This is a genomic window from Streptomyces tuirus (genome assembly GCF_014701095.1).
Lineage (GTDB): Bacteria > Actinomycetota > Actinomycetes > Streptomycetales > Streptomycetaceae > Streptomyces > Streptomyces tuirus.
In genome coordinates, this window is record NZ_AP023439.1 from 4,319,292 (window position 1) to 4,342,872 (window position 23,581).

General features: G+C 68.3%; 27 protein-coding genes and 3 pseudogenes. 13 read left to right on the forward strand and 17 right to left on the reverse strand.

The window, feature by feature from the left end; genetic code table 11:
- Nucleotide 1 precedes the first annotated feature (1 nt).
- Nucleotides 2–643: an ABC transporter permease gene (locus IGS69_RS19875; protein ID WP_190901720.1), complete on the reverse strand. Its 642-nt coding sequence runs from the start codon at nucleotides 641–643 to the stop codon at nucleotides 2–4.
- Nucleotides 640–1,674, reverse strand: coding sequence for an ABC transporter ATP-binding protein (locus IGS69_RS19880; RefSeq protein ID WP_190901722.1), 1,035 nt, complete (start codon nucleotides 1,672–1,674; stop codon nucleotides 640–642). The genes IGS69_RS19875 and IGS69_RS19880 overlap by 4 nt, the downstream gene beginning before the upstream one ends.
- A gap of 141 nt (nucleotides 1,675–1,815) precedes the next feature.
- Here IGS69_RS19880 and IGS69_RS19885 point away from each other — a divergent pair, with 141 nt between their 5' ends.
- The gene (locus tag IGS69_RS19885) at nucleotides 1,816–3,375 is read left to right on the forward strand and encodes an aromatic amino acid ammonia-lyase (protein ID WP_190901724.1); all 1,560 of its coding nucleotides are present in this window, start codon (nucleotides 1,816–1,818) and stop codon (nucleotides 3,373–3,375) included.
- A 194-nt stretch (nucleotides 3,376–3,569) separates the two neighbouring features.
- On the opposite strand, the gene IGS69_RS19890 is transcribed toward IGS69_RS19885, so the two are convergent.
- Entirely contained in the window at nucleotides 3,570–4,439 is an 870-nt protein-coding gene (locus IGS69_RS19890; protein ID WP_190900287.1) for an IS5 family transposase, read from the reverse strand.
- Between the two features lie 279 nt (nucleotides 4,440–4,718).
- Here IGS69_RS19890 and IGS69_RS19895 point away from each other — a divergent pair.
- Nucleotides 4,719–4,885, forward strand: a pseudogene (locus tag IGS69_RS19895) (transposase); the annotation flags it as partial.
- 31 nt (nucleotides 4,886–4,916) lie between these two features.
- Here IGS69_RS19895 and IGS69_RS19900 read toward each other — a convergent pair.
- Nucleotides 4,917–5,276: a hypothetical protein gene (locus IGS69_RS19900; protein ID WP_190901726.1), complete on the reverse strand. Its 360-nt coding sequence runs from the start codon at nucleotides 5,274–5,276 to the stop codon at nucleotides 4,917–4,919.
- Between the two features lie 361 nt (nucleotides 5,277–5,637).
- On the opposite strand from IGS69_RS19900, the gene IGS69_RS34690 reads away from it, so the two are divergent.
- A complete protein-coding gene (locus IGS69_RS34690; protein WP_232543584.1) occupies nucleotides 5,638–5,979 on the forward strand; it encodes a hypothetical protein in 342 nt (113 codons plus the stop codon).
- Between the two features lie 28 nt (nucleotides 5,980–6,007).
- On the opposite strand, the pseudogene IGS69_RS34695 reads toward IGS69_RS34690, so the two are convergent.
- From IGS69_RS34695 to IGS69_RS19960, 12 genes and pseudogenes are all read right to left on the reverse strand, one after another.
- Nucleotides 6,008–6,151 (reverse strand): annotated as a pseudogene (locus tag IGS69_RS34695) (UDP-N-acetylmuramoylalanyl-D-glutamate--2,6-diaminopimelate ligase); the annotation flags it as partial.
- A 70-nt stretch (nucleotides 6,152–6,221) separates the two neighbouring features.
- Complete coding sequence (locus IGS69_RS19910; protein ID WP_190901729.1) at nucleotides 6,222–6,764, reverse strand: NUDIX hydrolase; 543 nt, start codon at nucleotides 6,762–6,764, stop codon at nucleotides 6,222–6,224.
- Nucleotides 6,761–7,147: a hypothetical protein gene (locus IGS69_RS19915; protein ID WP_232543585.1), complete on the reverse strand. Its 387-nt coding sequence runs from the start codon at nucleotides 7,145–7,147 to the stop codon at nucleotides 6,761–6,763. The genes IGS69_RS19910 and IGS69_RS19915 overlap by 4 nt, the downstream gene beginning before the upstream one ends.
- A gap of 95 nt (nucleotides 7,148–7,242) precedes the next feature.
- Nucleotides 7,243–8,092, reverse strand: a pseudogene (locus IGS69_RS19920) (helix-turn-helix domain-containing protein).
- Between the two features lie 27 nt (nucleotides 8,093–8,119).
- Entirely contained in the window at nucleotides 8,120–8,632 is a 513-nt protein-coding gene (locus tag IGS69_RS19925; protein ID WP_190901733.1) for a DUF6879 family protein, read from the reverse strand.
- The gene (locus IGS69_RS19930; RefSeq protein ID WP_232543586.1) at nucleotides 8,610–8,906 is read right to left on the reverse strand and encodes a hypothetical protein; all 297 of its coding nucleotides are present in this window, start codon (nucleotides 8,904–8,906) and stop codon (nucleotides 8,610–8,612) included. The genes IGS69_RS19925 and IGS69_RS19930 overlap by 23 nt, the downstream gene beginning before the upstream one ends.
- A 183-nt stretch (nucleotides 8,907–9,089) precedes the next feature.
- On the reverse strand, nucleotides 9,090–9,479 hold the full coding sequence (locus tag IGS69_RS19935) for a hypothetical protein (RefSeq protein WP_190904566.1): 390 nt from the start codon (nucleotides 9,477–9,479) through the stop codon (nucleotides 9,090–9,092).
- A gap of 94 nt (nucleotides 9,480–9,573) precedes the next feature.
- Entirely contained in the window at nucleotides 9,574–10,455 is an 882-nt protein-coding gene (locus tag IGS69_RS19940; RefSeq protein ID WP_232543587.1) for a hypothetical protein, read from the reverse strand.
- Nucleotides 10,456–10,581: 126 nt separating this feature from the next.
- A complete protein-coding gene (locus IGS69_RS19945; protein WP_190901737.1) occupies nucleotides 10,582–11,367 on the reverse strand; it encodes an AbiTii domain-containing protein in 786 nt (261 codons plus the stop codon).
- On the reverse strand, nucleotides 11,364–12,197 hold the full coding sequence (locus IGS69_RS19950) for an AbiTii domain-containing protein (protein WP_190901739.1): 834 nt from the start codon (nucleotides 12,195–12,197) through the stop codon (nucleotides 11,364–11,366). The genes IGS69_RS19945 and IGS69_RS19950 overlap by 4 nt, the downstream gene beginning before the upstream one ends.
- A 105-nt stretch (nucleotides 12,198–12,302) precedes the next feature.
- Nucleotides 12,303–12,833, reverse strand: coding sequence for a GNAT family N-acetyltransferase (locus IGS69_RS19955; protein ID WP_190901741.1), 531 nt, complete (start codon nucleotides 12,831–12,833; stop codon nucleotides 12,303–12,305).
- Nucleotides 12,818–14,071: a helix-turn-helix domain-containing protein gene (locus tag IGS69_RS19960; RefSeq protein ID WP_190901743.1), complete on the reverse strand. Its 1,254-nt coding sequence runs from the start codon at nucleotides 14,069–14,071 to the stop codon at nucleotides 12,818–12,820. Before IGS69_RS19960 ends, IGS69_RS19955 begins: the two co-directional genes overlap by 16 nt.
- 253 nt (nucleotides 14,072–14,324) lie before the next feature.
- Between IGS69_RS19960 and IGS69_RS19965 the strand changes: the two genes are divergently transcribed.
- From IGS69_RS19965 to IGS69_RS19990, 6 genes are all read left to right on the forward strand, one after another.
- Nucleotides 14,325–14,741 carry an ATP-binding protein gene (locus tag IGS69_RS19965; RefSeq protein ID WP_190904567.1) on the forward strand — a complete coding sequence of 139 codons (417 nt, stop codon included), beginning with the start codon at nucleotides 14,325–14,327 and terminating at the stop codon, nucleotides 14,739–14,741.
- Entirely contained in the window at nucleotides 14,735–15,097 is a 363-nt protein-coding gene (locus IGS69_RS19970) for a hypothetical protein (RefSeq protein WP_190901745.1), read from the forward strand. Before IGS69_RS19965 ends, IGS69_RS19970 begins: the two co-directional genes overlap by 7 nt.
- Nucleotides 15,098–15,218: 121 nt before the next feature.
- Nucleotides 15,219–15,521, forward strand: a complete 303-nt coding sequence (gene tgmA, locus IGS69_RS19975) for a putative ATP-grasp-modified RiPP (RefSeq protein ID WP_190901747.1) — start codon at nucleotides 15,219–15,221, stop codon at nucleotides 15,519–15,521.
- Between the two features lie 5 nt (nucleotides 15,522–15,526).
- Entirely contained in the window at nucleotides 15,527–16,489 is a 963-nt protein-coding gene (gene tgmB / locus IGS69_RS19980) for an ATP-grasp ribosomal peptide maturase (RefSeq protein ID WP_232543588.1), read from the forward strand.
- Nucleotides 16,479–17,666, forward strand: a complete 1,188-nt coding sequence (gene tgmC / locus IGS69_RS19985; RefSeq protein WP_190901751.1) for an ATP-grasp peptide maturase system methyltransferase — start codon at nucleotides 16,479–16,481, stop codon at nucleotides 17,664–17,666. The genes tgmB and tgmC overlap by 11 nt, the downstream gene beginning before the upstream one ends.
- Nucleotides 17,667–17,697: 31 nt before the next feature.
- On the forward strand, nucleotides 17,698–18,024 hold the full coding sequence (locus IGS69_RS19990; RefSeq protein WP_190901753.1) for a DUF6087 family protein: 327 nt from the start codon (nucleotides 17,698–17,700) through the stop codon (nucleotides 18,022–18,024).
- Nucleotides 18,025–18,128: 104 nt separating this feature from the next.
- Here the strand turns inward: IGS69_RS19990 and IGS69_RS19995 are convergent, their stop codons facing one another.
- Nucleotides 18,129–18,566: a hypothetical protein gene (locus IGS69_RS19995; protein WP_003974483.1), complete on the reverse strand. Its 438-nt coding sequence runs from the start codon at nucleotides 18,564–18,566 to the stop codon at nucleotides 18,129–18,131.
- 509 nt (nucleotides 18,567–19,075) lie between these two features.
- Here IGS69_RS19995 and hemL point away from each other — a divergent pair.
- The 4 genes from hemL to IGS69_RS20015 all read left to right on the forward strand — a co-directional run bounded on the left by hemL (nucleotide 19,076) and on the right by IGS69_RS20015 (nucleotide 23,569).
- On the forward strand, nucleotides 19,076–20,392 hold the full coding sequence (gene hemL / locus IGS69_RS20000) for a glutamate-1-semialdehyde 2,1-aminomutase (RefSeq protein WP_190901755.1): 1,317 nt from the start codon (nucleotides 19,076–19,078) through the stop codon (nucleotides 20,390–20,392).
- Nucleotides 20,389–21,087, forward strand: a complete 699-nt coding sequence (locus IGS69_RS20005) for a histidine phosphatase family protein (protein WP_190901757.1) — start codon at nucleotides 20,389–20,391, stop codon at nucleotides 21,085–21,087. Before hemL ends, IGS69_RS20005 begins: the two co-directional genes overlap by 4 nt.
- 478 nt (nucleotides 21,088–21,565) lie before the next feature.
- A complete protein-coding gene (locus IGS69_RS20010) occupies nucleotides 21,566–22,855 on the forward strand; it encodes a polysaccharide deacetylase family protein (RefSeq protein WP_190901758.1) in 1,290 nt (429 codons plus the stop codon).
- A gap of 66 nt (nucleotides 22,856–22,921) precedes the next feature.
- Entirely contained in the window at nucleotides 22,922–23,569 is a 648-nt protein-coding gene (locus IGS69_RS20015; RefSeq protein WP_190901760.1) for a TlpA family protein disulfide reductase, read from the forward strand.
- The last annotated feature ends 12 nt before the right edge of the window (nucleotides 23,570–23,581 follow it).

Genomic DNA, 23,581 nt, shown 5'->3' on the forward strand with positions numbered 1-23,581 from the left:
GTCAGGCTCGCCGCCTCCGCCAGGGGGTCAGGACGTACTGGACGGCGACCAGGGCCGCGTCCGCGACCACGGCCAGGAGGATCGTGAGGACCACTCCCGCGATCACCGGCGTCGGGAAGTTGCGCTGGAAGCCGTCGGTGAAGAGCTGCCCGAGGCCGCCGTCGCCGATGTAGGTCGCGACCGAGACGAGGGAGATGGACATGACCGTCGCGATGCGGACGCCCGCCATGATCACGGGGAGCGCCAGGGGCAACTCGACCGTCAGCAGCGTGCGCAGGGGGCGCGTGCCCATCGCCTTCGCCGCCTCCTTCGTCTTCACGGGGACCGAGTCGAGGCCCTCCACGGTGTTCCGGAGGAGCACGACCAGCGTGTAGACCGTCAGGCCGATCACGGTGGTGGTGCGGGTGAGGCCGCTGACCGGCAGCAGGAGCACGAAGATCGCGATCGACGGGATCGTGAACAGGACGTTCGAGATGCCGAGCAGGAAGCCGCGCAGAGGGCGGATCCGGTGGGCGACCACTGCCAGGGGGAGCGAGATCAGCACTCCGAAGAGGACGGCGGACAGGGCGGCCTGGAGGTGGGAGACCGTGAGGGTGGCGAGGTCGTCGGTGTGGTCGCCGATCCACGACCAGTCGATCGTCACGCGGCCACCCGGGCTTCCGTGTGGGCCTGCCCGGCGTGCTGGTGGATCTCGTCACGGGACGAGACGCCGGTGAGGACGCCGTCGGCGTCGACGCGGGCTATCAGGCCGGTGGGGGAGGCGATGGACTCGTTGAGGGCCGACAGCAGGGAGTCGTCGTCCCTGAGCGGTCGTACGGGGAGTTCGGCATCGCCCGAGGCCCAGTGCAGGGGTTTGTTCGCCGCGTCGAGTACCAGGGCCCAGGGGCCGCCTTCCGGGGCCGGGCCCTGCGGGACGGCCGCCAGGGTCTTCAGCGAGAGCAGCTTCAGGCCGCGCTCGGCGCCGAGGAAGTCTGCCACGAACGCGTCGGCGGGGCGGGCCAGGAGTTCGGTGGGTGAGGCGCACTGGACCAGGTGGCCACCGGTACGGAAGATCGCGATCCGGTCGCCCAGTCGTACGGCCTCGTCGATGTCGTGGGTGACGAAGACGATGGTCTTGCTCAACTCCTTCTGGAGCCGGAGCAGTTCGTCCTGGAGCTGGGTGCGCACGACCGGGTCGACCGCGCCGAACGGCTCGTCCATGAGGAGTACCGGAGGGTCGGCGGCGAGCGCGCGGGCCACGCCGACGCGCTGCTGCTGGCCGCCGGAGAGCTGGTGCGGGTAGCGCTTGCCGGTTTCCTCCGGCAGACCCACGGTCCGCAGCAGCTCGGCCGCGCGGGCCCGGGCCTTCCTGCGGCCGTGGCCCAGGAGCAGCGGCACGGTGGCGATGTTGTCGAGCACCGTGCGGTGCGGGAAGAGGCCGGCCTGCTGGATGACGTATCCGATGGAGCGGCGCAGTTCGGCGGCGTCCTGCCGGGTGACGTCCTTGCCGCCCACGCGGATGGTGCCGGAGGTCGGCTCGACCATCCGGTTGATCATGCGCAGGGTGGTCGTCTTGCCGCAACCGGAGGATCCGACGAGGACGGTTACGCCGCCTTCCGCCATGTCGAGGGTGAGGTCGTGGACTGCTGTCGTGCCGTTGGGGAAGCGCTTGTGGACCGCGTCGAACTGGATCATGAGATGTCCCTTGCCCGGCTGTATAACGTCATGCAGAGTTCTCGGTACGTGAATAGGTTGTCAACGGCTTGGCGTTAATCCGATGTAACGGCTGACCGTCAGGCGAGATCGAATATCCAGCTTGAGGGGAGTTTGGGCGATATGCCGTCTCAGATCGTGGACGCGGCCGGTGCTGGGTCTTCCGGGCATGCCGACCCAGTGGTCCTCGACGGGCTCGGACTCCGGGTCGAGGACGTCGTAAGCCTCGCCGACGGGACGGCGCGTCCGGAACCCGGGGCCGACGCGATGAAGCGCGTGGCGGAGTCCTGGGACGCCGCCCGGCAGATCGCCGCGACCGGACGCGTCTACGGCCGCTCCACCGGGGTCGGCGCCAACCGGAACGAGGACGTGCCCACCGAGGCGGCCGCCGAGCACGGCCTCCGGCTGCTGCGCAGCCACGCCGGCGCCATCGGGGAGGAGCTGCCCGCCCGCCAGGTCCGCGCGCTGCTCGCCGTCCGCGCCAACCAGCTGCTCGCCGGGGGTGCGGGGCTGCGGCCGACCATGGTCACCGCGCTGTGCGAGGCGCTGGAGAGCGGGGCGTATCCGGTCGTCAACGAGTTCGGATCGGTGGGCACCGGGGACATCGCGGCACTGGCCCAGGTGGGACTGGCGCTGGCGGGTGAGCATCCATGGCGGGCGGCGGGCTTCTCGGGGGCGGGCGGCGCTTCCGGAGAGCCACAAGGTGTGGTGGGTGCCCCCGAGCCCCAGCACCTCGACAACAATGACGCCCTCGCCTTCATCAGCAGCAACGCCCTCACGCTCGCGCAGGCCGCGCTCGCTCTGCACGAACTGCGGGGGCTGCTGGAGGCCACCCAGGTTGTCGGCGCGCTGTCCATGCTGGCGATCGACGGGGCACACGAGGCGTACGCCGCGCCCGTGCACGCCGCCAGGCCGCACCGCGGCTCCATCGAAGTCGCCCGGCGGATGCGGGAGTTGCTCGGCGCCCCCGACCGGCCCTCCCCGCCGCTCGGGCGGATCCAGGACCCGTACGGCTTCCGCTGTCTGCCTCAGGTCCACGGTCCCGCCCATGACGCGGCCGACGCCCTGGAAGAGGTCGTCGCGATCGAGATCAACGCGGCCGCCGAAAACCCGCTGATCGCCGCCGACGACATGGCGGCCTACCACCACGGCGGCTTCTACCAGGCGCAACTCGCCCTCGCCCTGGACCACTTCAGACTCGCCCTGACCCAGGTGGCCCGGCTGTCGACGTCACGGCTCTCCACCCTCAACGAGCCCGCCTACACCCGCCTGCGCCCCTTCCTCGCCGACCACGAACCCGCCTCCTCCGGCATCATGATCCTGGAGTACGCGGCCGGCGCGGCCCTCGGCGATCTGCGGGCCTTCTCGGCGCCCGCGTCGCTCGGCCACGCCGTACTCTCCCGAGGCGTCGAGGAACAGGCCAGCTTCGCCTCGCTCGCCGCACGTCAGACGCTGCGTGCGTGCGGTGCGTATCGTCTGGTCGTCGGCTGCGAACTCGTCGCCGCGGCACGGGCGCTGCGCCAGCGCGAGCTCCGGCCGGATCCGGATCTTCCCGTGGGCCGCGCGCTGGAGCTCGCCCTGTCGGTGCTCGACGAGGAGCACGCCGACCGGCCGCTCACGGACGACGTGACGGCGGCGGCCGCACTGCTCGACCGGTTCACGGACATCTGGAGGGGCGAGTGAAGGCGTGAGCGTGCCCGCACTGGATGCAGTCGAGGAGAGTGAGGAGTCAGCCACACCTGAAGTGCTGACACTATTTCCCAGCTGATGGTGATCTTCCATCGCGAGAAACTCTCACGCATTACGCATTACGCATTACGCATTACGCATCATGCGCACGAGGGCGGCGCTCTAAGAGGTCGTTTTCTCCCGTTGTTTCATCCCGGAATCTGCTGTTTGGTCTGCGGTGTCGGGTCGCGCCAGGAGATGGTGTTCTCGCTGGTGAGGCGGCGGGCCATGAGGTCTGTCATGGCGATGTGGATCATGGCTTCGGAGCGGGCGGGCCTGGTTTCGTAGTCGCGGGCCAGGCGGCGGTGGAGCATGAGCCAGCCGTAGGTCCGCTCGACCACCCACCGCTTCGGGATCGGGGCGAACCCCCTGGTCCCAGGCTTGCGTTGCGTGATTTCCATGTCGATGCCGAGGCTGGCGGCGTGCTCGACGAGGTGCTGGCGGTAGCCGCCGTCGACCCACACCTTGCGGATGCGGGGATGTTCGACGGCGACCTGGTCCAGGAGTTGGGTGCCGGCGATGGAGTCCTGCACGCTCGCCGCGGTGACCAGCACGGCAAGGAGAAGGCCCATCGTGTCGGTGACGATGCTCCGCTTCCTCCCGACGATCCTCTTCCCGGCATCGATGCCCTGGCCGGAGGCGAGCACGCTGGTGGAGGTTTTCACGCTCTGCGCGTCGATCACGCAGGCCGACGGTTCGGCCTCCCGTCCTTCCTTCTGCCGTAAGAGTTGCCTGAGCAGGCCATTGAGCTGGGCGAACACGCCTTCCTGCTGCCACCTGGCGAAATAGCCGTAGACCGTGTTCCAGTGCGGGAAGTCGTGCGGAAGGTAGCGCCACTGAACCCCGGTACGGTCCACGTACAAGATCGCGTCCATGATGTCGCGCAGATCGTGTTCCGGTGGCCGGCCGAAGTCCAGGGCCCGGCCGCGGCGCTCGAAACGCCAGGCCGCCAGGACCGGCTCGATCAACTCCCAGCGGGCATCGGACAGATCACTCGGATACGGGCGTCGCTTCGGCATGCTTCCGGCGTACTGCCGCGGACCGAGTGCGCCCAGTCGCACGCCGACGGCGGTCGAAGCACATAACCTCGACGACCGGGCATCCTGAGATGAGACAGGATTAGGGCCTCTTCCGCCCCACCTGCAACCTCCCGCGACTCGCCGGCATCGACAGCCGCGGTGACCTCGCCTGTGCCGCCACCAATCGCTTAGAGAATCACCTGATAAGCGGGCGCCATAGGCGAAAACGACCTCTAAGACGCCATTTCGTTTGGTGTGATCTTGCGGCAGTCTGGTGTGGTGACGACTGGGCTTGTGCAGCGGATGGTGCCGGACGGCTTGTGGGAGTTATTCGAACGCGTGGTGCCGCCGGCGCCGGAACGTCCTCAGGGCGCGGCCGGCGTCGGCATGGGGATCGGGAGGTGCTGGCTGCGATCATCTTCGTGGCCACCTCTGGGTGCACCTGGACGGCGGGCTGGACGCGCCGGGCGCCTTCCGCTACTTGCGGCTGAGGGTTTGGTCGTCCCCGTTATCAGGATCTCCCACGCTGCGCCGCATCTTCGGATGCGCCTTCGAGCCGCCGAATTCCCACGGGTTGCCGTCGCAGACGGTGGTCCACACCTTCTCCGCTTCCTTGTCGTCGGGATACGCGCCCCACTCGCCGGTGCCGCTGCACTCCGACACCTTGTCGCCGTCGTTATTGAACTCGGCAAGGTTGGTTACGACGACGGTGCCGTCGTCCTTGAAGAGCAGGGTCCCGGTACCGCCCTCGGTCCAGGTGCCTACGATGTCGGCCCGAGCCAGTGTCTGTGGCTGCCATATGCACCCCGTGGCCAGCGTCAACACCGCGACCGCCAAGACCACTCCACGCAACCCCGCAGCGACTCGCCCTCGTTCATCACGCATGACTCCCCCTTGCGTACGTCAAACACCGGTTGCTTCGCACACCAGATCGTCAAGCGCTCACGCTGCCACGAAAGTTGAACATGTTCAACTCTGCTCGGTGCGCACTGGCAGCCCCGCTCCACACCGCATTGAGCGGTGCACTTTGGCCGCTCGCCGTAAGACGGAGGATCTCGTCCTCTCCAGCGCGACAGGGGAGAGCGTCCCCGTCTACGTGCCGAATCGGGGCAGCGGCCGGGCCGGCCGGCACATGTGGGTCCCGGCTGACGACTGCGAGTTATGGCGGGAGCTGGTTGGAGAGAAGGCGCCGCTTCCCGTGGCGCCGGAACAGGAAGCGGACGACCAGATCACCTTCGCCGAGCAGGACATCGACCGGGCGTGCCGCGCCGGCGAAGAGGGATGGTTCGTCAGCGACGCCCGGCCCATCCGCGATCTGGGACAGCCCACGGGTGGCCACACGCTGCCGCGGATGCCGCTCCAGCGATCCGTGAAACCGTCGCTGATCACGTCCGTCGAGCGGGCCGCTGCGTCGGCCGCGCTGGGCTGTCCTCCTTGGGAGCTGGGGCTGTGCGCAGGCTGCGGTCAGCTGATGCGTCGGCATGGGCGCCATGCGGCCATGTACTGCGCGATATGCCGCTCCGAGCTCAACGGCCGATAGCTGGGAGCTGCAGCGGGAAGGCGGCTGCTCAGAGCCCGGTGACCGGCTGCCCGGTGAGTGCTTGGGCGATCTGCCAGAGCTGGCCTCCGCGGGACGCCTTCACCAGAAGGACGTCACCCGGGCGGAGGATGGAAGCCAGGTAAGCGGCGGCGGTGCCGTTGTGCCCCTCCAGATGCCGAGCAGGAGGGAGCCGCCGATGGCCATGAGGCTCACCAGGTAGGCGAGTTGTTGGTGTCGGGGACTCATCCGGTTCCGATCAGGTGGCGTTCCACGCGGCTGCGGACTGACGCAATCCCTATCTTCGCGAGAGGCACCCATGCCGCCGCACCCGTCTCGATCGCTGCCGGGAACACGGCGCGCGAGTGGGAACGGAAGAGGTAGCGAATGCCGACCCGGAGGCGAGAGCCGTAACTGTGCTGCCCAGGCCGGGCCATGTCGACCAAGAAGGGCCCTTCGGTGCCGGGCTGTGTCCAGACGTCCCTGATGCCGACCGCTTCGGCCAGGAGGTGCAGGGCCGCCCCGCTGAGGGAGTCGTCCGCTTCCTCTGGCGCCGCCTCCGCGAGGGCATAGCCTCCCTCGTGCCGCAGGCACAGGAGGCGATTGTGCTCGTCGACGACGACGGCTCCTGTGACTACGAGGGGGCAGCGCTGGTCGTGGGTGCAGGTGCGGCGCTGCGAGTGGTCGCGGGCCGCGTCGTAGACCGGCAGCAGCGCCATCCTGTCGGCGGGGGGCTCGTGGACGTAGTGGGAGAGCTCCCGGATGATCTGGTCGTCCTTGACGCTCACGGGGCATCCAGCCCGTTCCGCTCGGCGTAGACCCACAGCAGGCGCCGCGTCAGAAGGGCCACATCGCGGAGGTAGAGGTAGGTCCCGAAGGCCGGCGTCTCTGCGGTCGGCCGGTTGGTGAGGTCGACCAGCGTGGTCCCTCTGCGCAGCAGGCTGCGCACCTCGCTGTCGTCGTCCGCGCCCAGATCCTCGCGGAGCAGCCGGTTCAGGTGGTGCGCGATCGCCGGCACCTGCCGGTCCATTTCCGCCCGGGTTGTGGTGCCCATGTCCTGGCCGAGGATGGTGTTCGTCTGCGAGGAGATCGCGTCCACGTCGATGGGGGTGTCGGTGCCCTCAGCGTCCTCGGCCGTCTCGCCCCTCTTGCCTGTACTTGCCAAAGTCATCACTGGCCCCTCCGGAGCACGCTTTCTGCCGTGATGACAAAGCTAAGAAGAGGGGCGACCAGGCCTCCATGAATGTGCCCGAACTTGCCCGACGTTCACCCTAGAGAATTGATGGCCGCCGTGATGAGTTCACGCGCTGATGGGCCGTAGACGGCAAGTTCGGCCAGCTCGCCGAACGTCTTCGCATACATGGCAAGTTCGTGCTTCTGGACGACGCTGAGATGCGCCGAGACCAATTCGACGTTCACCAGCTCGTCGTCGTACAGGAAGAACCCCTCTACCCTCTACGGGCCAGAGCCCTGATCGGTCGGCGTCCTGAGGGATGATGCCGATGCTCACCGAGGGGAGTGCCATGACGCTGAGGAGGTAGCCGAGTTGGCCCGCCAACACGTCGGTTCCGCCGATGCGATACCGCAGAACGCTTTCCAGGAGAATGGCGAACGTGTGGTTGCCGTAGACGACCTGCTGCTTCTCTACGCGCACCTTGACGGCCGCCGGCACATCGTCGATAAGCCCTCGGCGGTCACGAATGGAGGTGAGAAGTGCGGTGATGTACGAGGCCGTCTGCACGGGGCCAGGGATGAGCCACGGCGAGTAAATGCGAAATGCCTCCGTGCGCTCCCAGAGGGGAACCACAGATTCCTGCGCCCACTTGAGCCCATGGCGCTCCATCTTGCGCCACTCGATATACATGCCTTTGATCCCACGGGCCGTTGAGATGAGGTCTTCTGCCTCATCCTCCGCGGCGCACGCGGCACACCACTCGCGAAGGTTGCCCTCCGAGGGCGCGCGGGCGCCGCTTTCGAAGCGCGAAGCCTTCGACTCATGCCAACCCAGGGTCTGGGCCAGCGCCCGCTTGGTGAGTCCGGCTGCCTTTCGGGTCTCGGCGAGGCGTTGTCCGAGTGCCTTGCGGGCTTCCTGGACGCTCGAGGAGGGTGAGGTCATGTCGGTGCGAGGCTGCTGTTCTGGCCGTCAGGCCAGTGCGAACTGCGCGTGCGGTGTCGCCCGCTGCCACACGGCCTCGAAAGCTGACTCACAGAGCTTCGCCACCTCGGGGGCATCCGTGAGCTCCACCTCCATGTTCTCGCCGTCGCCGTCGAAGTGGTTGACGAGGACCAGGCTGGAGTCGAACAGCCAGAAGTCGTTGCCCGGCAGCGCGAGGTCCGTCGCGCTGCGGCGCGAGAGCCAGCGCACGTCTTCGCCGGCGGCGATGTTCAGCCCGTCGGTCACGTCGTACTCGAAGCGGATGTACTCGCTGAGCGGCGTCGAGACGATTCGCGCCCGGCGTACTTCGACCCCTCGGGAAGTGGCGGCGGAGACGAGGGTGTGCCAGTCGGCCCACCGCTCGGCGGGGTCGAGGGCCTGGCCGGCTTTCCAGTCGACGAAGGCCGGGTCCGACTTCATGTAGGCGTCGCGCATCTCCAGGTGGACCGCGGTCCTCTGGCAGTCGCGGAACAGCTCCTCAAACGTCGGTGTCCTCGTCATCCTTCTTCACCTCCAGGAAGAACTGCATCATGCGCCGGGGGATCTCCACCACCGACTTGTGTCCGGGGATGTCCATCTGGACGAGGCCGTAGTACAGGTTGATGGGGCGAGTGGCGGGTGAGACGACCTCCGCCGCCTTCATCTGTTCCTCGAACTGTTGCAGTGCGGCGGAGAAGGTTTCCCTTCCGGCGGCCGAGTCCTGGAGCTTGGTTTTCTCAGCCAGGCTCGTGCGGAAGTGTCGCAGCCCGAGGCGAATCGCTGTTGTCCCGTCCATGTGCTCCCGCTTTCTTCTCTGCGGGACAGTGTGCCTGGCTGTGGGTGCGGACGTGAGGGCAAGACGGAATTGGGATAAATGATCAATTCCAAGTGATGCCTGCAGGGGGTGTGGGGTGGGCGGCGGCCGAAGCCACCGCGAGACGGGGGTGCCGACCCTGGTTGTCGAGGTGGCAGCGGGCGGTCAGGCGTCAGGGTCGACTTCGGGGTGCGTGAACCGCATGGGCTTGCTCAGCGACCGGGCGTAGGCGATTTCGGCTCGGGTGCTGTCTCCGATGTAGTCGCCGACTACGAGCACCTCATCGGCGAGCCGGATCTTCGCCCGGTGCAGATCGTCGAGTCGAACCTTCAGCGTCTCGGCCTCGACAGGATCGGACCAAAGTTCGTGCGGCGACTTGATGTCACAGCCCGGTTTGACGACAATCTTTCCGGCTTTGGTCTCCCGCAGATCGGCCTCGATCATCTCGGTCATGAAGCGGGTGGAGCCGCAGATCACGACGATACGTGGGAGGCTCAGCTGCTTCTTCGCGTCGGCGAGCTTCTCTTCGGGGGTGAGCAGTTGCGGGTATGACACTGGTTCCTCCTGGTGGTGTGGTCCAAAATGGACAGAGACCAGTTGGGTCTGCGATTGCATCAAGCCAGGTACTCCGCAGCAGCACTGTCGCCCTTCAGCCTTGCGGCGCCGTAGCGAGCGCCTGCCGTGCGGCGCATGGTTCGATGCGGAGCGCCTGCCCAGCAGCGAGTCGGAGAGCTGGATCGGCAGCCTGAAATTGCCCGAGCGACGTGATGCCGAACCCCGCGCCAGCGAGTGCGGAGAGTGCCTTCCGAGACAAGGTGCGGCGTTCGGCCCCCCCAGCGACGGCCGTGGAGTCGAGGGAGAGCCACACACGTCCGTCGAGCCCTGCAGAGACTTGGACCGGCCCCGCCGGTGCGCAAGGGACTTCGGCGTCGGTGAGGACCTGGGCGGCGGCATCACGATGGTCGGCGGTGTTCTTCATGTCGACAGCACGCGCGGCCATGTAGATCGCATGAGCCAGTTCGGCGGCGGCCTCCTCGGCGGCAGTGACGTTGATTCGGTAGGGCCCCATGGAGACAGTGTCGGTAGTGATGTCGTAGCCGAAACCCCAGAAAGCGCGAGCCACGTCGCGCGGTTCGTCACCAGCCTTGACCCGCTGGCTCTGCGGACCGTGGCCCAGGCCACGTGACCAGTTCTCGAAGTGGATGAGTCCGTTTCGGATTTGCGTGATGTCCGGCAGCGACAGTTCGAATCGCTTGCGTGCCTGTTCCAGCGTCTGTCCGACCATCGGGTCCATGCCGAGATCGGCCAGCGCGGCCTGCTCCAATGTCTCCGCCGTCAGCAACTGCCGCAGCGCGATGCACAAGTGCCGTGCGTCGATCTGCCTTGAGTCGAACCCACCGACGACTTCATTGCCAGCATGGATGCGCCGGACGCACAGCGCGACATCACGCCGTGCCCACTGAGCCTCCGATACGGCGATTGCGTAGGGATTGTCTGCCGGTGACCAGTCGTCGACTGCAGTCTCGTCCATGATGAGCATCTTCTCCCCCAAGGCCCTGACATGCCCGGCATTTTCTACAGAGCTTGGCGGCCAGTTGAGCTGGCCTGCGATCGGCGCCGTCTCCCATGCTCGTAGGCCCTGTCGAATAGGGCTGGCTCAGAGCCACGTGCCCCAAAGAACGGCCGCAACGGCGGCTACGAGGGCGACCAAAACGGCCCACACGACCGCTGCCCGTGGGAAGGTGCGATGTGCCGTTCCTCCAATCTCTGCGCGTGCTGATCCGCGTCGGTGCGCGACCGCGACAGGTGCGGTGACAGTCACGGAGGAATTCTCGCCGGTGACGATGTTGATGTTCTGGAGGGCTTGAGCAACCTGGTCCGGTGTCGGGTCCTGCTGGCCATGCGGCATCGCTGCCCGCAGCTCCCCGACCAACTGAAGGAGCCGCGTACGGACCTGGTCGAGGACACCCTCCAGGGCTGACACGTGCACCGACCAGTACACCCTGAGCACCTGCCTGGGGGAGTTCTGGCTCATCACCACGGCCAGTTCGGCAGCCAAAGCCGGACCGAGCTGCACGGTCTGGCCTGGATGCCTGGCGATCAGCGACTCGATCTGGCCCACACCGACCCCGAGGCGGAGTTCGTCGCCCAGGCTGTCACGGGCGAAGTCCGGCAAGTCGAACATGCTGACCGGCTGTTCCCGGAACTGGAACCTCCCGGTGTGGCCGTCCATTACCAGGGGCGCAGGAATCTTCCGGTAGTCGGGGACCGGCACATCCGTACCCTCATAGCCCTGGAGTTCGAGCAGGGCCCAAGTGCGCAGCGCTGCGGAGCGGGCGTCGACGCCGAGGGTAATCACCTGCCGCAGGATTGGGGCGAGCGAGCGGCTCTCGTTGAGGACGTGGCGCTCCAGCCGGTCGAGTCGGCTTCGGCCGAGTCTCATTTCGTCAAGACCACGGTGGCGATGACGCTGGCGGTCGCCGCCACCGCTCCGATGGCGGTCCAGATGACTGAGCTGCGGTGCCACCAGGGCTGCGGAGTCGCGGGTGTGGGTTCGTTGATGTTGGCGCTCGCAGTGCCGCCCCGGTCCGCCTTCGCGTTCGGCGCGGTGATGTTGAAGGTGGAGCCGTCGCCTCCCGTGATGTTAAGGGCCTGCTGTGCGGCCGAGTCGATCTGGTCGGGGTTGGGGTTCTGCTGGCCGGCGGGCATGGCTGCTCTCACTTCCGCGACGAACTGGGTCAGACGAGTTCTGATGTGATCGAGGACGCCTTCGATGCTGGCAACGGAGACGTCCCAGTGCAGAGACGTAATGTGGGAGCCTTCGTTTCCCAACTGGTGCTGTTCCTGTGTCATCAGCAGGACGTATTCAGCCGAGCCGGGCGGGCTCAGACGTACCACTGTGTCGCCACGGGAGACGACGGCTTCGAGTTCCCGGACTCCTTGTCGGATCGGTGCGCTCTCTCCGATGCCGCGATCCCGAGCGGGCTGGGGTAGCTGCCCCGGGCTGATCCGCTGGGTGTTGCCCCGGATGATCTGGCCCGGCAGATAGAGGTCCACCACGACTTCGAGCGCGGCCGGCACCTTCCGGTACGAGGGCAGCTCATCAGCCGCCGCGTACCCTTCCAGCTCCTTCAGCGCCCAGGCGCGCAGTTCCCCGTGGTGGGCGTAGCCAGCCAGCATGATGCACCGCCGGAGGGCGGTAGCGAGAGAGGCGGTGTCATCCAGGACGGCGCGTTCAAGTTGCGCCAGCCCTCGGATGTCGGGTGTCGTCACGGTGTCCAGTCTGCCCTGCCCCACTGACAGCACTGGTCGATTTCGTCGTCCTGGCACCTCGCCTTGCCATCAGAGCCAAGGGAGTCATGTGCTCCAGTCCCTGACTCAGTCCCGAAGGTCTTTGACCATGACCGCGTACACCGGTGAGTCCGCGAATGGTTGCTGCTCGCCGACTCTGGCGTATCCCCATGTCTCGTAGAGCGCTTGGACCTTGGGGTGTGTGACGTCGACCAGCAGCACGGCGAGGTCTTCCGTACGTTCCTTGAGTAGCGCCTCGTGCAGGCGGTCGGCGATTCCCTGCTTACGCCAGCTTGGGCGCACCATCACTTCGGAGACCGCGTAGGTGGAGGAATAGCCGTTGTTCGGCTCGTACGCGGTGGAGCGCCACCATTCGCGGCCGGGGGCGAGCGGGGCGCCGTAGGCGAAGCCGACCGGTTCGTCTTTGTCGTACGCCACCACGCAGGAGAAGCCGTCCATGCCGGTCCAGTGGTCGACGAACCAGGCGAAGCGCTGGTGGAAGGGGTCGTCCATCTGGTCGGCGTAGGCGTCGGCGTGTACGTCGATGAGTATCTGCCGGAAGACCTCGGGGAGGTTTCCGTGCTGGAAGTGACGCAGGTCGGTCACGCTCGGCTCCATTCGGTTCGCATGCGGTCTGCCCAGTCTCGTGCGTAGGAGGCGGAGGGAGCCATGACGAACAGGCCCCGGTGGAAGTCGCCCATGAGCGTGCGCATACGGCCGGGCAATGGGTCACCATCCATGATGGTGAACACGTCGGTGGCTGAGGCCGTGGCCTGTTCTGTTTCTCCCTGGTGGAGCTGTGCGAGGGCGAGTTGGGCGGTCGCGAGGGCCTTGTTGCGCCGGAAGGCGGTCGGGATCCTGGCCAGGGCGCGGTGCGCCATGGCTTCGGCATGAGGGTGGCGTCCGCTGTTGAACTGGACGATTGCGGCGAGGTGGTCAAGTTCGGCCTGCCCGTAGAAGGCGGTCCAGCGCGGACGCTCTCGGTCGGCCACTCTCGTGAAGGTGTCCTGGGCTGATCCCAGTGAACGCAGGCCCGCACGGCCGTCACCGAGAGCCGCGTACGCGAGGGCGACGCGGACTCGGCCCAGCGAATCGAAGAACGGGTCTCGGCGAGCCGCTGAGGAGGCTTGCGCGGCCTGGGCCGCTGCGAGCGCTTCGGGCCAGTTCTGCCGCTGGTAGGCGAGCATCGAGAGGTTGACCCACACCCGCATTTCGGTAGGGCCGTCCTGGGAGAGGCCGGCGTACGTCGCTGATTCGTTCAGGTAGCTCTGGGCCTGGTCGAGATTGCGGGCGTCGATGCAGGACCAGGCGGCGATGGTGGTGTACTCGGCGGCCAGTGCGTACAGCGCTCGGCGGACGCGTTCGCCGGCGTTGCGCTGCTGTAGTTCCAGCACCCTGGTGCGGCCCTGGGCGGCGGCCTTCTCCAGTGCCGTGTGTCCGCCCTGGCGGTCGTCGGCTTCGACAAGGGCGTTCATCCCGGCAGCGACCCGGGCCACGTCCGACATGCCGACGGTCCGGCGTTGCGCCACCAAGGGAACGGCGGCAGCCGCGCTTCCGGTCGCTGAGGTGAGGAAAGTGCGACGCCGCACGGGGTCCTCCTGCGGGTGTTGCATGGTGCGTGGTGCGCTGAACCCTAAGTCCTCGACGAGACAACCGAACACCCGCTCCAGGGCTGCACACGTGCGTCCGATGGGGCGGCGGGAGCTCCCGTTGAGGAGGTTGCGGATTGTGCGGTCGGAGACGTCACCGGGCCTGCCGGTGATCTCTGCCAGCGCAGCGTTCATCCGACCAGCCAATTCTTCCTGGGTGAGCCCGAGTTCCTCCATCCGACTCTTGAGGATGGCGTTCGCTCCCATGGACCGACCGTAGCCCTGCGGTCACTGGCCGAACCAGACCCGAGGTCACCAGAGCGTAAAGTCTTCCGGTTCGCGGAGGCACGGCGGGGCGCGACATTTCCTGTTCGCCGTCGACCAAGGGCCGTTGACTCGGTACCAGCCGTTGAGCGGGCGAGATTCCCCTTCCTGCCTCTCGATGGCGTGGAGGAAGGCCCGCCCCTGCGCACCCGTCGCGGGGCGGGCGTCCCAGCCTCGGAGGGATGACCCCGTGACCATGACCGCCGCCAAACCAACCGCGACCGGTGTTCCGGGCTACACCGAGACGGTGCCGTGCGAGCCGGAATCCGCGCGCCGCGCACGTCTGCTTGTCTCCGCGGCTCTGGACACCTGGGGCATAGGCGAGTTGGCCGAGGTAGGCACTCTGATCGTTTCGGAGCTGATCAGCAACGCCGTCAGCCATACGCCCTGTCACGTGGTCCGTGTGATGGTTCGGCGCGAGACGGCCGAAGTGATTCGGATCGGCGTTGCCGACAAGTGCCGAGACACCCCGGAACCGGGCTGTTCTGAAGGTGACTCGGAGGGCGGCCGTGGTCTGCTCCTGGTCGAGTCGCTGAGCTGGCGGTGGGGCTACGACCTGCATCGTTGGGGCAAGCTCGTCTGGGCAGAGCTGAGGGTGCCGACCGCATGCTGATCTCGCGTATCTCCTTACGACTCCTGCCCCCGGAGGAACTGGTCGGCGACCCGTTCCCGGACGCGTGCGTGCAGCTGGCCTTCGGCCCGACGCGTGCGTCTGACGATGCCGGCGCGGTTGTTGTCCCAGAGCCGGTCCGGATAACTCCCGCCGACCTTGTGCGGCTGCGCGTCGAGTCGGGACTGGCTCTCGGCGAGATCCGCGCGGAGATGCAGCGTGCCGAGATCGCGTGGCGGCAGCAGCTCAGCCGCTGGTACGGCGACGGCCGACTGGCAGTCGAGGCCCGCGCACCGGACATCAGCCTCCTTCAACGGGTCCTGAACGGACTGCGGAATCCCGGTCCGGTTTCGACGTAGGCCCCGGCGCCTCTTCTTCCCGGCGCCCCTGAGACTCCCGCACAAGCAGGATCGTGTTCCTCGATGCCGTGCGGGTGAGCAAGTCAGCCGAAGGACAGAACTTCTGACAGGAAGGAAGACCGTGTTCAACCACATGGATCGATTCCCCACGGGCAGCCCGCTGCCGCAGGGGCATCTCACGGCGGCCCCGTGGGGTCTCCGTCGCATCGCCCCGTACCCGCCCGTCGAGGGCCCCGTCTACGCGACGGTGACGCTGGATCCGAAGACGCAGACCGCCCGGTACTTCGACACTTCCGGGGCGCCCACCATGTCCCCGGGCCACGGCACATCCTCCGGTACGAATCCCGCGACCGGCACCACGGGCCAGGGCGACCGCAACAGCGACTCCCCGGACAGCGACACGGGGAACGACACCGACCAGTGACTCTGGTGACGAACGACGATCGTCCGGTCCTGGTCGTCACCAACCTCGACGACCCGACCGCGGACTTCGTGATCGCCGAGCTGCACGACCGGGGCGTCCCGGTCGTGCGGTTCGACTCCGGTGACTTCCCCGCCACCCTGTCGTGCTCGGCCGCCATCGGCGGCACCCACAGCTGGCGGGGAAGAGTGCAGACCCCGAGCCGACGTGCCGACCTGGGCGCGGTGCGTTCCGTGTACTACCGGCGCCCCTCCGGGTTTGCCTTCCCCCACCTCGACAAGCAGGACGAACGCTTCGCCGTCGCCCAGGCGCGCTACGGGCTCGGAGGCATCCTGACCTCGCTGCCCGGCTGCCTTTACGTCAACCACCCCAATCACATCGGCGACGCCGAGTACAAGCCAGTCGGGCTCGCGGCAGCGGCGGCGGCCGGCTTCACGCTTCCGCCGACGTTGATCACCAACGTTCCCGACGACGCGCGGGCCTTCATCAAGGCGCAAGGTGCCGTCATCTTCAAGCCGATCTCGGTTCCGCTCTACCTGGTCGACGGCAAGGCCCAGACCGTCCCCGTGACCGAGGTGACCGTCGACGAGATCGACGATTCCGTGTCCGGCACCATGCACCTCTTCCAGAAGCGGGTGCGCAAGGTTGCCGATATCCGGGTGACTGTGATCGGCGAGCAGATCTTCGCCGTGCGGATCGACTCCGGTCTCCTCGACTGGCGTACGGACTACGGCACTCACACATACACGCCGCTTGCCGCGCCACCCGCGGTGGAGCGGTCGATGCGCGCCTATCTGAAGCACTTCGGGCTCGTCTTCGGGGCGTTCGACTTCGCTCTGACCGACCGCGGCGAGTGGATCTTCATCGAGTGCAATCCTTCCGGGCAGTGGGCCTGGATGGAGCCGCCGACCGGTCTGCCGATGACTGCCGCACTCACCGATCTCCTGGAAGGAGGACTCCGTGGCCAGTGAAACCGACATCGAGACGGCCGCAGCCGATCTCCGGCGCCGGCTCGCCCGACAACTGGAGAAGGACGGCTGGCTGCGCTCGCCGCAGTGGCGGGCCGCCGTGGAGGCCGTGCCCCGCCACAGATTCATCCCGCGTTTCTACCGGGAGAGCCACGCCCCGGGCGTCACCACCTGGGAGCCGGTCACACCGGAGACGGTCGGTAAGGAGGAGTGGCTACGGCTTGTCTACACCGACGAGACATGGATGACCCAGTTCGACGGCCGGGACACCGACTGGGCCGACCTGAAGCCGATCAGCAATGCGACCCCGACCTCGTCGTCGACGTTGCCGAGCCTCGTGGTCCGGATGCTCGAAGACCTGGATGTGCAGGACGGCATGAAGGTGCTGGAGATCGGCACCGGAACCGGTTACTCGACAGCACTGATGTGCCACCGGCTTGGCAGCGAGAGCGTGACCTCGATCGAGACGGACGAGGGCGTGGCCCGACGAGCCGGCCACGCCCTCACGGGATCCGGCCATACCCCCCACCTGCTGGTGGGGGACGGCCGCGTCGGCCACCCCGACGGAGCCCCGTACGACCGGCTGATCGCCACGTGCGGCTTCCGCAGCATCCCGCCCGCCTGGTTGGAGCAGGTCCGCCCGGGCGGCCTCATCCTCACCACCCTTCGCGGCTGGATGCGCTCCCTCGGTTTGGTCAAACTCATTGTCACCGGTGACAGCGCGAGCGGCTGGTTCAGCGAGGACGACCCGAGCTTCATGGTCGCCCGCCAGCAGGACGCACCGGAGAGCCTTGGCATGGTCCCAGGCCCCGAAGACGGGACGGTACGGAAAGCCGCACGCGGGCCAGAGGTGCTCACCAGCTCCGGTCCGGCATTCATGGCGCAGCTCGCTGCGCCGGACGCCCGCTTCTTCTCGATGGCAGTCGACGGCGGCCCGGTCAGCACGTTTCTGTTGGACAGCGTGACTGACTCCTTCGCCGTCCTCGCTCCCACGGAGAGTGGCTGGCAGGTCCGCCAGGGCGGCCCTCGGCGCCTGTGGGACGCGATCGAGTCGGCGGTGGCCACCTGGGAGGAATACGGCTCACCCAACACCGCGGCGTTCGGTATGACCGTCGCCCGCGACCAGCAGGCCGTCTGGCTCGGGAACCCGAGCGGTCCGCAGTGGCCGCTACCCTCCTGAGACAGCCGCCACCAACGCGAGGAACGCCAGGATGGACGACGAACCGCTGACGGAGTGGGCGGAACGCCGTGACGCGAAGATCGGCCGACTGCGCGCCGTGCCGGTTGTGCCCGGCAACGGGCCCAGGGCATCACATCTGCATCCGGATGCGCCCCGCGCCATCGAGCGCTGGAACGGGCACACCTGGGAGCTGTACGGATTCGCAGCCGGCCTGGCCGAGGCCCAAGCCGTTCTCTACCCGGAGGCCGGCAAGCCCGCACCCTCAGGGCCGGTGCCGAAGCCGCTCGGTCCCGGCACCGGCAAGCACCGCAAACCCCGGGCGCCCGGGCCAGACAGTGGCAGCCGGACCCAGACGTGATCAACGCTGCCGCGCCCGAGGCCCGCTGCGGGCGTGGAACGGCACCTCACATGACAAAGGCGGAGCTCAAAGCCCCGCCTCACGTGCCGCGGACGATCCCCGCCTCAGGGCCACACAAGGCAGTACGGCTGATGCCCCGCCTCATGCAGCCGGTGGCTGAAGTCCTGCCACTCGTGCAGCAGTTGGTAGACGTTGAACGCGTCCCGGGGGCCGCCCCGGTCCGGGACCGTCGACCAGATGAAGGCCGCCGCGCCCACCGCCTCCTCGCCGATGCCGCGCAGGGGGTCGACGACCGTCATGGGGAGTTTGACCACCGCGTAGTCGGGGTGCAGGACGACCAGTTCCAGCGGCGGAACCTTGTGCAGGGGGACGCCCTCGATGCCCGTGAGGACCATCGCCGCCATGGTCTCCGGCTTGATCTTCGTGAACATGCCGTTCATGCCGAGCTCGTCACCGCCGAGCTCCTCGGGGCGCATCGAGATCGGGACGCGGGCCGCGGTCGCGCCGTCGGGCGCACCGAAGTACTTGTACGTCACCCCCACCCGACCACCATTCCCGCTGCTCCCGGCCGAAAGATCCTCCACCTGGCCTTCAGTACGTCCGGAGGCTCGCTCCGGTTCACTCGGCCGACCCTGTGTCCGACGCGGCTCCTGAGCGTCCTCCGCGTCGCGCCGGTGCCTTCCCCGCCGGGCACGTCGCGGACCCAGGTCATCGGTCCCCTCGCCCAGTCCGCCACCGCGATGCATATCTCCACCCGACTGCTCTTCCAGAACGCGTCGCCCCCGCCGCGCAACCCGATCATCGTGTCAGTGACCTCCCCCACGGCCGCCCGCCGAAACGTGCGCTGAAACATCTGCCCGCAGGATCTCCGCAGCCTCCGACCGCCCCGGGCCGTTTGAGCTGTGTGTATCAGGGACCAGTCTCGCAGACGACGGCGGCCCCGGGGCCGGTTGTCCCCTGCCCCGCCCGCGCACGCCCCTGGCCTACCCTGAACAGGTCACTGGCACCCGGAGCCCGACAGCGTCGGAGAAGGTCGGAGAAGTCGCAGGTCATGAGTGAACTGGCATATCCGTATGAAGCACCGGCCTCGCAGGCTCTGTTCGATCGCGCGGCGGCCGTCACGCCCGGCGGCGTGAACTCCCCGGTGCGGGCCTTCCGAGCCGTCGGCGGCACGCCGCGGTTCATGGTGTCCGGCACCGGTCCCTATCTGACGGACGCGGACGGCAGGGAGTACGTCGACCTCGTCTGCTCCTGGGGGCCCATGATCCTCGGGCACTCCCACCCCGAGGTCATCGCCGCCGTGCAGGACGCCGTCTCCCGCGGTACGTCCTTCGGCACGCCCGGTGAGGGCGAGGTCGCGCTCGCCGAGGAGATGGTCGCGCGGGTCGCGCCGCTCGAGCAGGTGCGGCTCGTGTCCAGCGGCACCGAGGCGACCATGTCCGCCATCCGGCTCGCTCGCGGCTTCACCCAGCGCACCAAGGTGATCAAGTTCGCCGGGTGCTACCACGGGCACGTCGACTCGCTGCTCGCCGCCGCCGGCAGCGGCGTCGCGACCTTCGCGCTGCCCGACACCCCCGGCGTCACCGGCGCGCAGGCCGGCGACACGATCGTCCTGCCGTACAACGACCTCGACGCCGTCCGCGAGGCCTTCCGGGCGCACCCCGGCGAGGTCGCCTGTGTGATCACCGAGGCGTCCCCGGGCAACATGGGCGTCGTCCCGCCCGCCGAGGGGTTCAACCAGGGCCTGAAGGACATCTGCGCCGAGAACGGCGCGCTCTACGTCTCCGACGAGGTCATGACCGGCTTCCGGACCAGCCGCGCCGGCTGGTTCGGGGTCGACGGCGTGGTCCCCGACCTGATGACCTTCGGCAAGGTCATGGGCGGCGGCTTCCCGGCGGCGGCCTTCGGCGGACGGGCGGACGTGATGGCCCACCTCGCCCCGGCCGGGCCCGTCTACCAGGCCGGCACCCTCTCCGGTAACCCCGTCGCCACCGCGGCCGGGCTCGCCCAGCTGCGGCTCCTCGACGACGCCGCGTACGCCAAGGTCGACGCCGTGTCGAAGGAGATCCAGGGGCTCGTCACCGGGGCCCTGAGCAAGGAGGGCGTCGCGCACCGGCTGCAGACCGCCTCCAACATGTTCTCGGTGTTCTTCACCGACCGGCCCGTGCGGAACTACGAGGACGCCAAGACGCAGGAGTCCTTCCGCTTCACCGCGTTCTTCCACTCGCTGCTCGCGAACGGTGTCTACCTGCCGCCGTCGTCCTTCGAGTCCTGGTTCGTGTCCACCGCGCACGACGAGCGGGCCGTGCAGAAGATCGCCGACGCCCTTCCGGCGGCGGCCCGGGCGGCTGCGGAGGCCACGGCATGAGCGAGCAGCGGAGCAACAGCGCCGAGGACATCACCGTCGTCCACGTCATGCGGCACGGCGAGGTCGCCAACCCGGACGGCATCCTCTACGGCCGCCTTCCCGGCTACCACCTCTCCGACCTGGGCCGGCGCATGGCCGACCGGGTCGCCGAGCACCTGTCCGGCCGTGATGTGACGCACGTCGTCGCCTCGCCGCTGGAGCGGGCGCAGGAGACGGCCGAGCCGATCGCCAAGGCGCACGGGCTGGATCTGGCGACCGACGAGCGGCTGATCGAGGCCGACAACATCTTCCAGGGCAAGACGTTCGGCGTCGGGGACGGGGCGCTGCGCAAGCCGGGCAACTGGAAGCACCTGGTCAATCCGTTCCGGCCGTCCTGGGGCGAGCCGTACGTCGACCAGGTCGTCCGCATGATGAGCGCGCTGGGCGCGGCGAAGGACAAGGCCCGGGGGCACGAGGCGGTCGTGGTCAGCCACCAGCTGCCCATCTGGATCGTCCGGTCGTACGTCGAGCGCCGGCGCCTCTGGCACGACCCGCGCAAGCGCCAGTGCACGCTCGCCTCGCTGACGACCTTCACGTACCAGGGCGACCGGATCGTCTCCGTCGGCTACACCGAGCCGGCCCGCGACCTGGTCCCGGCCCACCTCCTCGCCGGCGCGAAGCCGGTCAAGGGCCAGGCCAAGGCCTTCGGGGCGTAGGCGCGGCCCGCGTCAACGGGGTGTGGACGAGCGCGCCGATCCGGGCGGAAGCGCACTCCCCCTCCGCCCCCGGGGACCCCCGCGACCCGGGAGCGTGGCGCTGCCGCGGGCGCGGGGCTCGCGGTCTCGCCGCTTCGGTGAGGGGAGCCCAGAGTCGAGCGCGCTCGCGGCGCGACGGGCATGAACCGTGCGCGGACGAGGGCTCCGGCCCGGGCGGAATCCCGGGCAGCCGCGCACGCCGCCCCGGGGGACGGGGGACCTCTGTGAGGCACGCCCCGTCTCCGCCGCGGGGGCGGGAGACACCCCCTGAGGCACACCCCCGTCTCCGCCCCAAGGCCAGTGCGTAAACCCCTCTCCGCGACCTCTTCCGCTCGCTTACGACTGCTTCGTTACGGAATCTGCGCAAACACGCGGAACCTCCCCGTTCGTCACGTCCTCTGACTGGGTGACCAGCACGACGTGATGAATCGGGGATGCCATGCGCGCTCTCTCCCGCAGGGGAATGCTCGGACTCGGCGCGGGAGCCGCCGCCGTCTCGCTCGCCGGGTGCGGCGGTCTCACGGGCTCGGACGACTCCCGCCAGGCCGACGGTTCCGGCGGCGACTCCGCGCAGGGCGGAGCGAAGCCCAAGCCCACCGCCCGCCCCATCGGCGACGGGTCGACCAGTCACACCGGCAAGCAGCCCCACCAGCCCTCGGCGCCCGAGCCGCTCGAGCCGGGCCAGACCCCGCCGCAGTTCGTCGTGTTCTCCTGGGACGGGGCCGGCGAGGTCGGCAACGGCCTCTTCCCGCGCTTCCTGGACCTCGCCAAGGAGCACGGCGCGAGCATGACCTTCTTCCTGTCCGGGCTGTACCTGCTGCCCGAGTCGAAGAAGCGCCTCTACAACCCGCCCAACAACCCCCGCGGCGCCTCCGACATCGGCTACCTCACCGACGACCACGTCAAGGCGACCCTGAAGAACGTCCACCGAGCCTGGCTCGAGGGCCACGAGATCGGCACCCACTTCAACGGGCACTTCTGCGGCGAGTCCCACGGCTCCGTCAAGAACTGGACGCCCCGGCAGTGGCGCAGCGAGATCGACCAGGCCAAGGCCTTCGTGAAGGAGTGGCGCACCAACACCGGCTGGACCGACCTGCCGTCGCTGCCGTTCGACTACGACAAGGAACTCGTCGGCGGCCGTACGCCCTGTCTGCTCGGCCAGGACAACCTGCTGCCCACCGCCCGCGAGCTCGGCTGGCGCTACGACGCCTCCTCGCCCGGCGGTCTCCAGGTCTGGCCCACCAAGCGCCAGGGCATATGGGACCTGCCCCTGCAGCAGATACCTTTCCCCGGCCGCGGCTTCGAGGTCCTGTCGATGGACTACAACATGCTGGCCAACCAGTCCCTCGCGACCACGAAGGCACCCGCCCACAACTACCCGGGCTGGCGGAAGCAGTCGGCGCAGGCGTACATCCAGGGATTCAAGCGGTCATATGAGACAAACCGGGCACCCTTGTTCATCGGCAACCACTTCGAACAGTGGAACGGCGGCATCTACATGGACGCCGTCGAGGAGTCCTTCAAGCACATCGCGCGCGAGAAGGAGAAGGGCGCGGATGTGCGTCTCGTCTCCTTCCGGCAGTTCACCGACTGGCTGGACGCGCAGCGGCCCGAGGTGCTCGAAAAGCTCCGCACGCTCGGCGTCGGACAGCAGCCGGCCGGTGGCTGGCGGGAGTTCACCGGCCGGACCTCCACGCCCGGCGCGGACCCCTCGCGGAACGCCGCCTGAAATGCGGTCTTCCGCCCGCAAGGGGGGTGGGCGAGAGTCCCAGAACGGGCATGCGAAACTTTTCACATGAGTGCCGACAGCGCCCCCCAGCGTTCGAACCGCACGACCCGTGCCACCGAGCGCACCCGCCGTGTCCGCCGTAGCGCCGTCCTGACCGCCGGTCTCGCCGCGAGCGCACTCCTCGTCACCGCGTGCGGCTCCGGCGGCACCTCCGGCGGGGGCGGCAACACCAACTTCGTCACCGGCACCGACGGCGTCGCCACCGTCGCCCAGGGCAAGCGCACCCCGGCCCCCGACCTGTCCGGCAAGACCATCGCCAGCAAGACCCTCGACGTCGCCGACTACAAGGGCAAGGTCGTCGTCCTCAACGTGTGGGGTTCTTGGTGCAACCCCTGCCGCGCCGAGGCCAAGTACTTCGCGAAGGTCTCCAAGGCCTACGCCGGCAAGGGCGTGCAGTTCGTCGGCATCAACACCCGGGACACCTCCACCGGCGCGGCCCTCGCCTTCGAGAAGGACTGGGACATCACCTACCCCAGCCTCTACGACCCCACCGGCAAGCTGCTGCTGCGCTTCAAGAAGGGCACCCTCAACCCGCAGGCGATCCCCTCCACGCTCATCCTCGACCGCGACGGCAAGATCGCGGCCCGCTCGCTGTCCGCGCTCAGCGAGGAACGGCTGCTGAAGATGCTCAAGCCGGTCGTCGCCGAGAAGTGAGCGGAGTAGTGA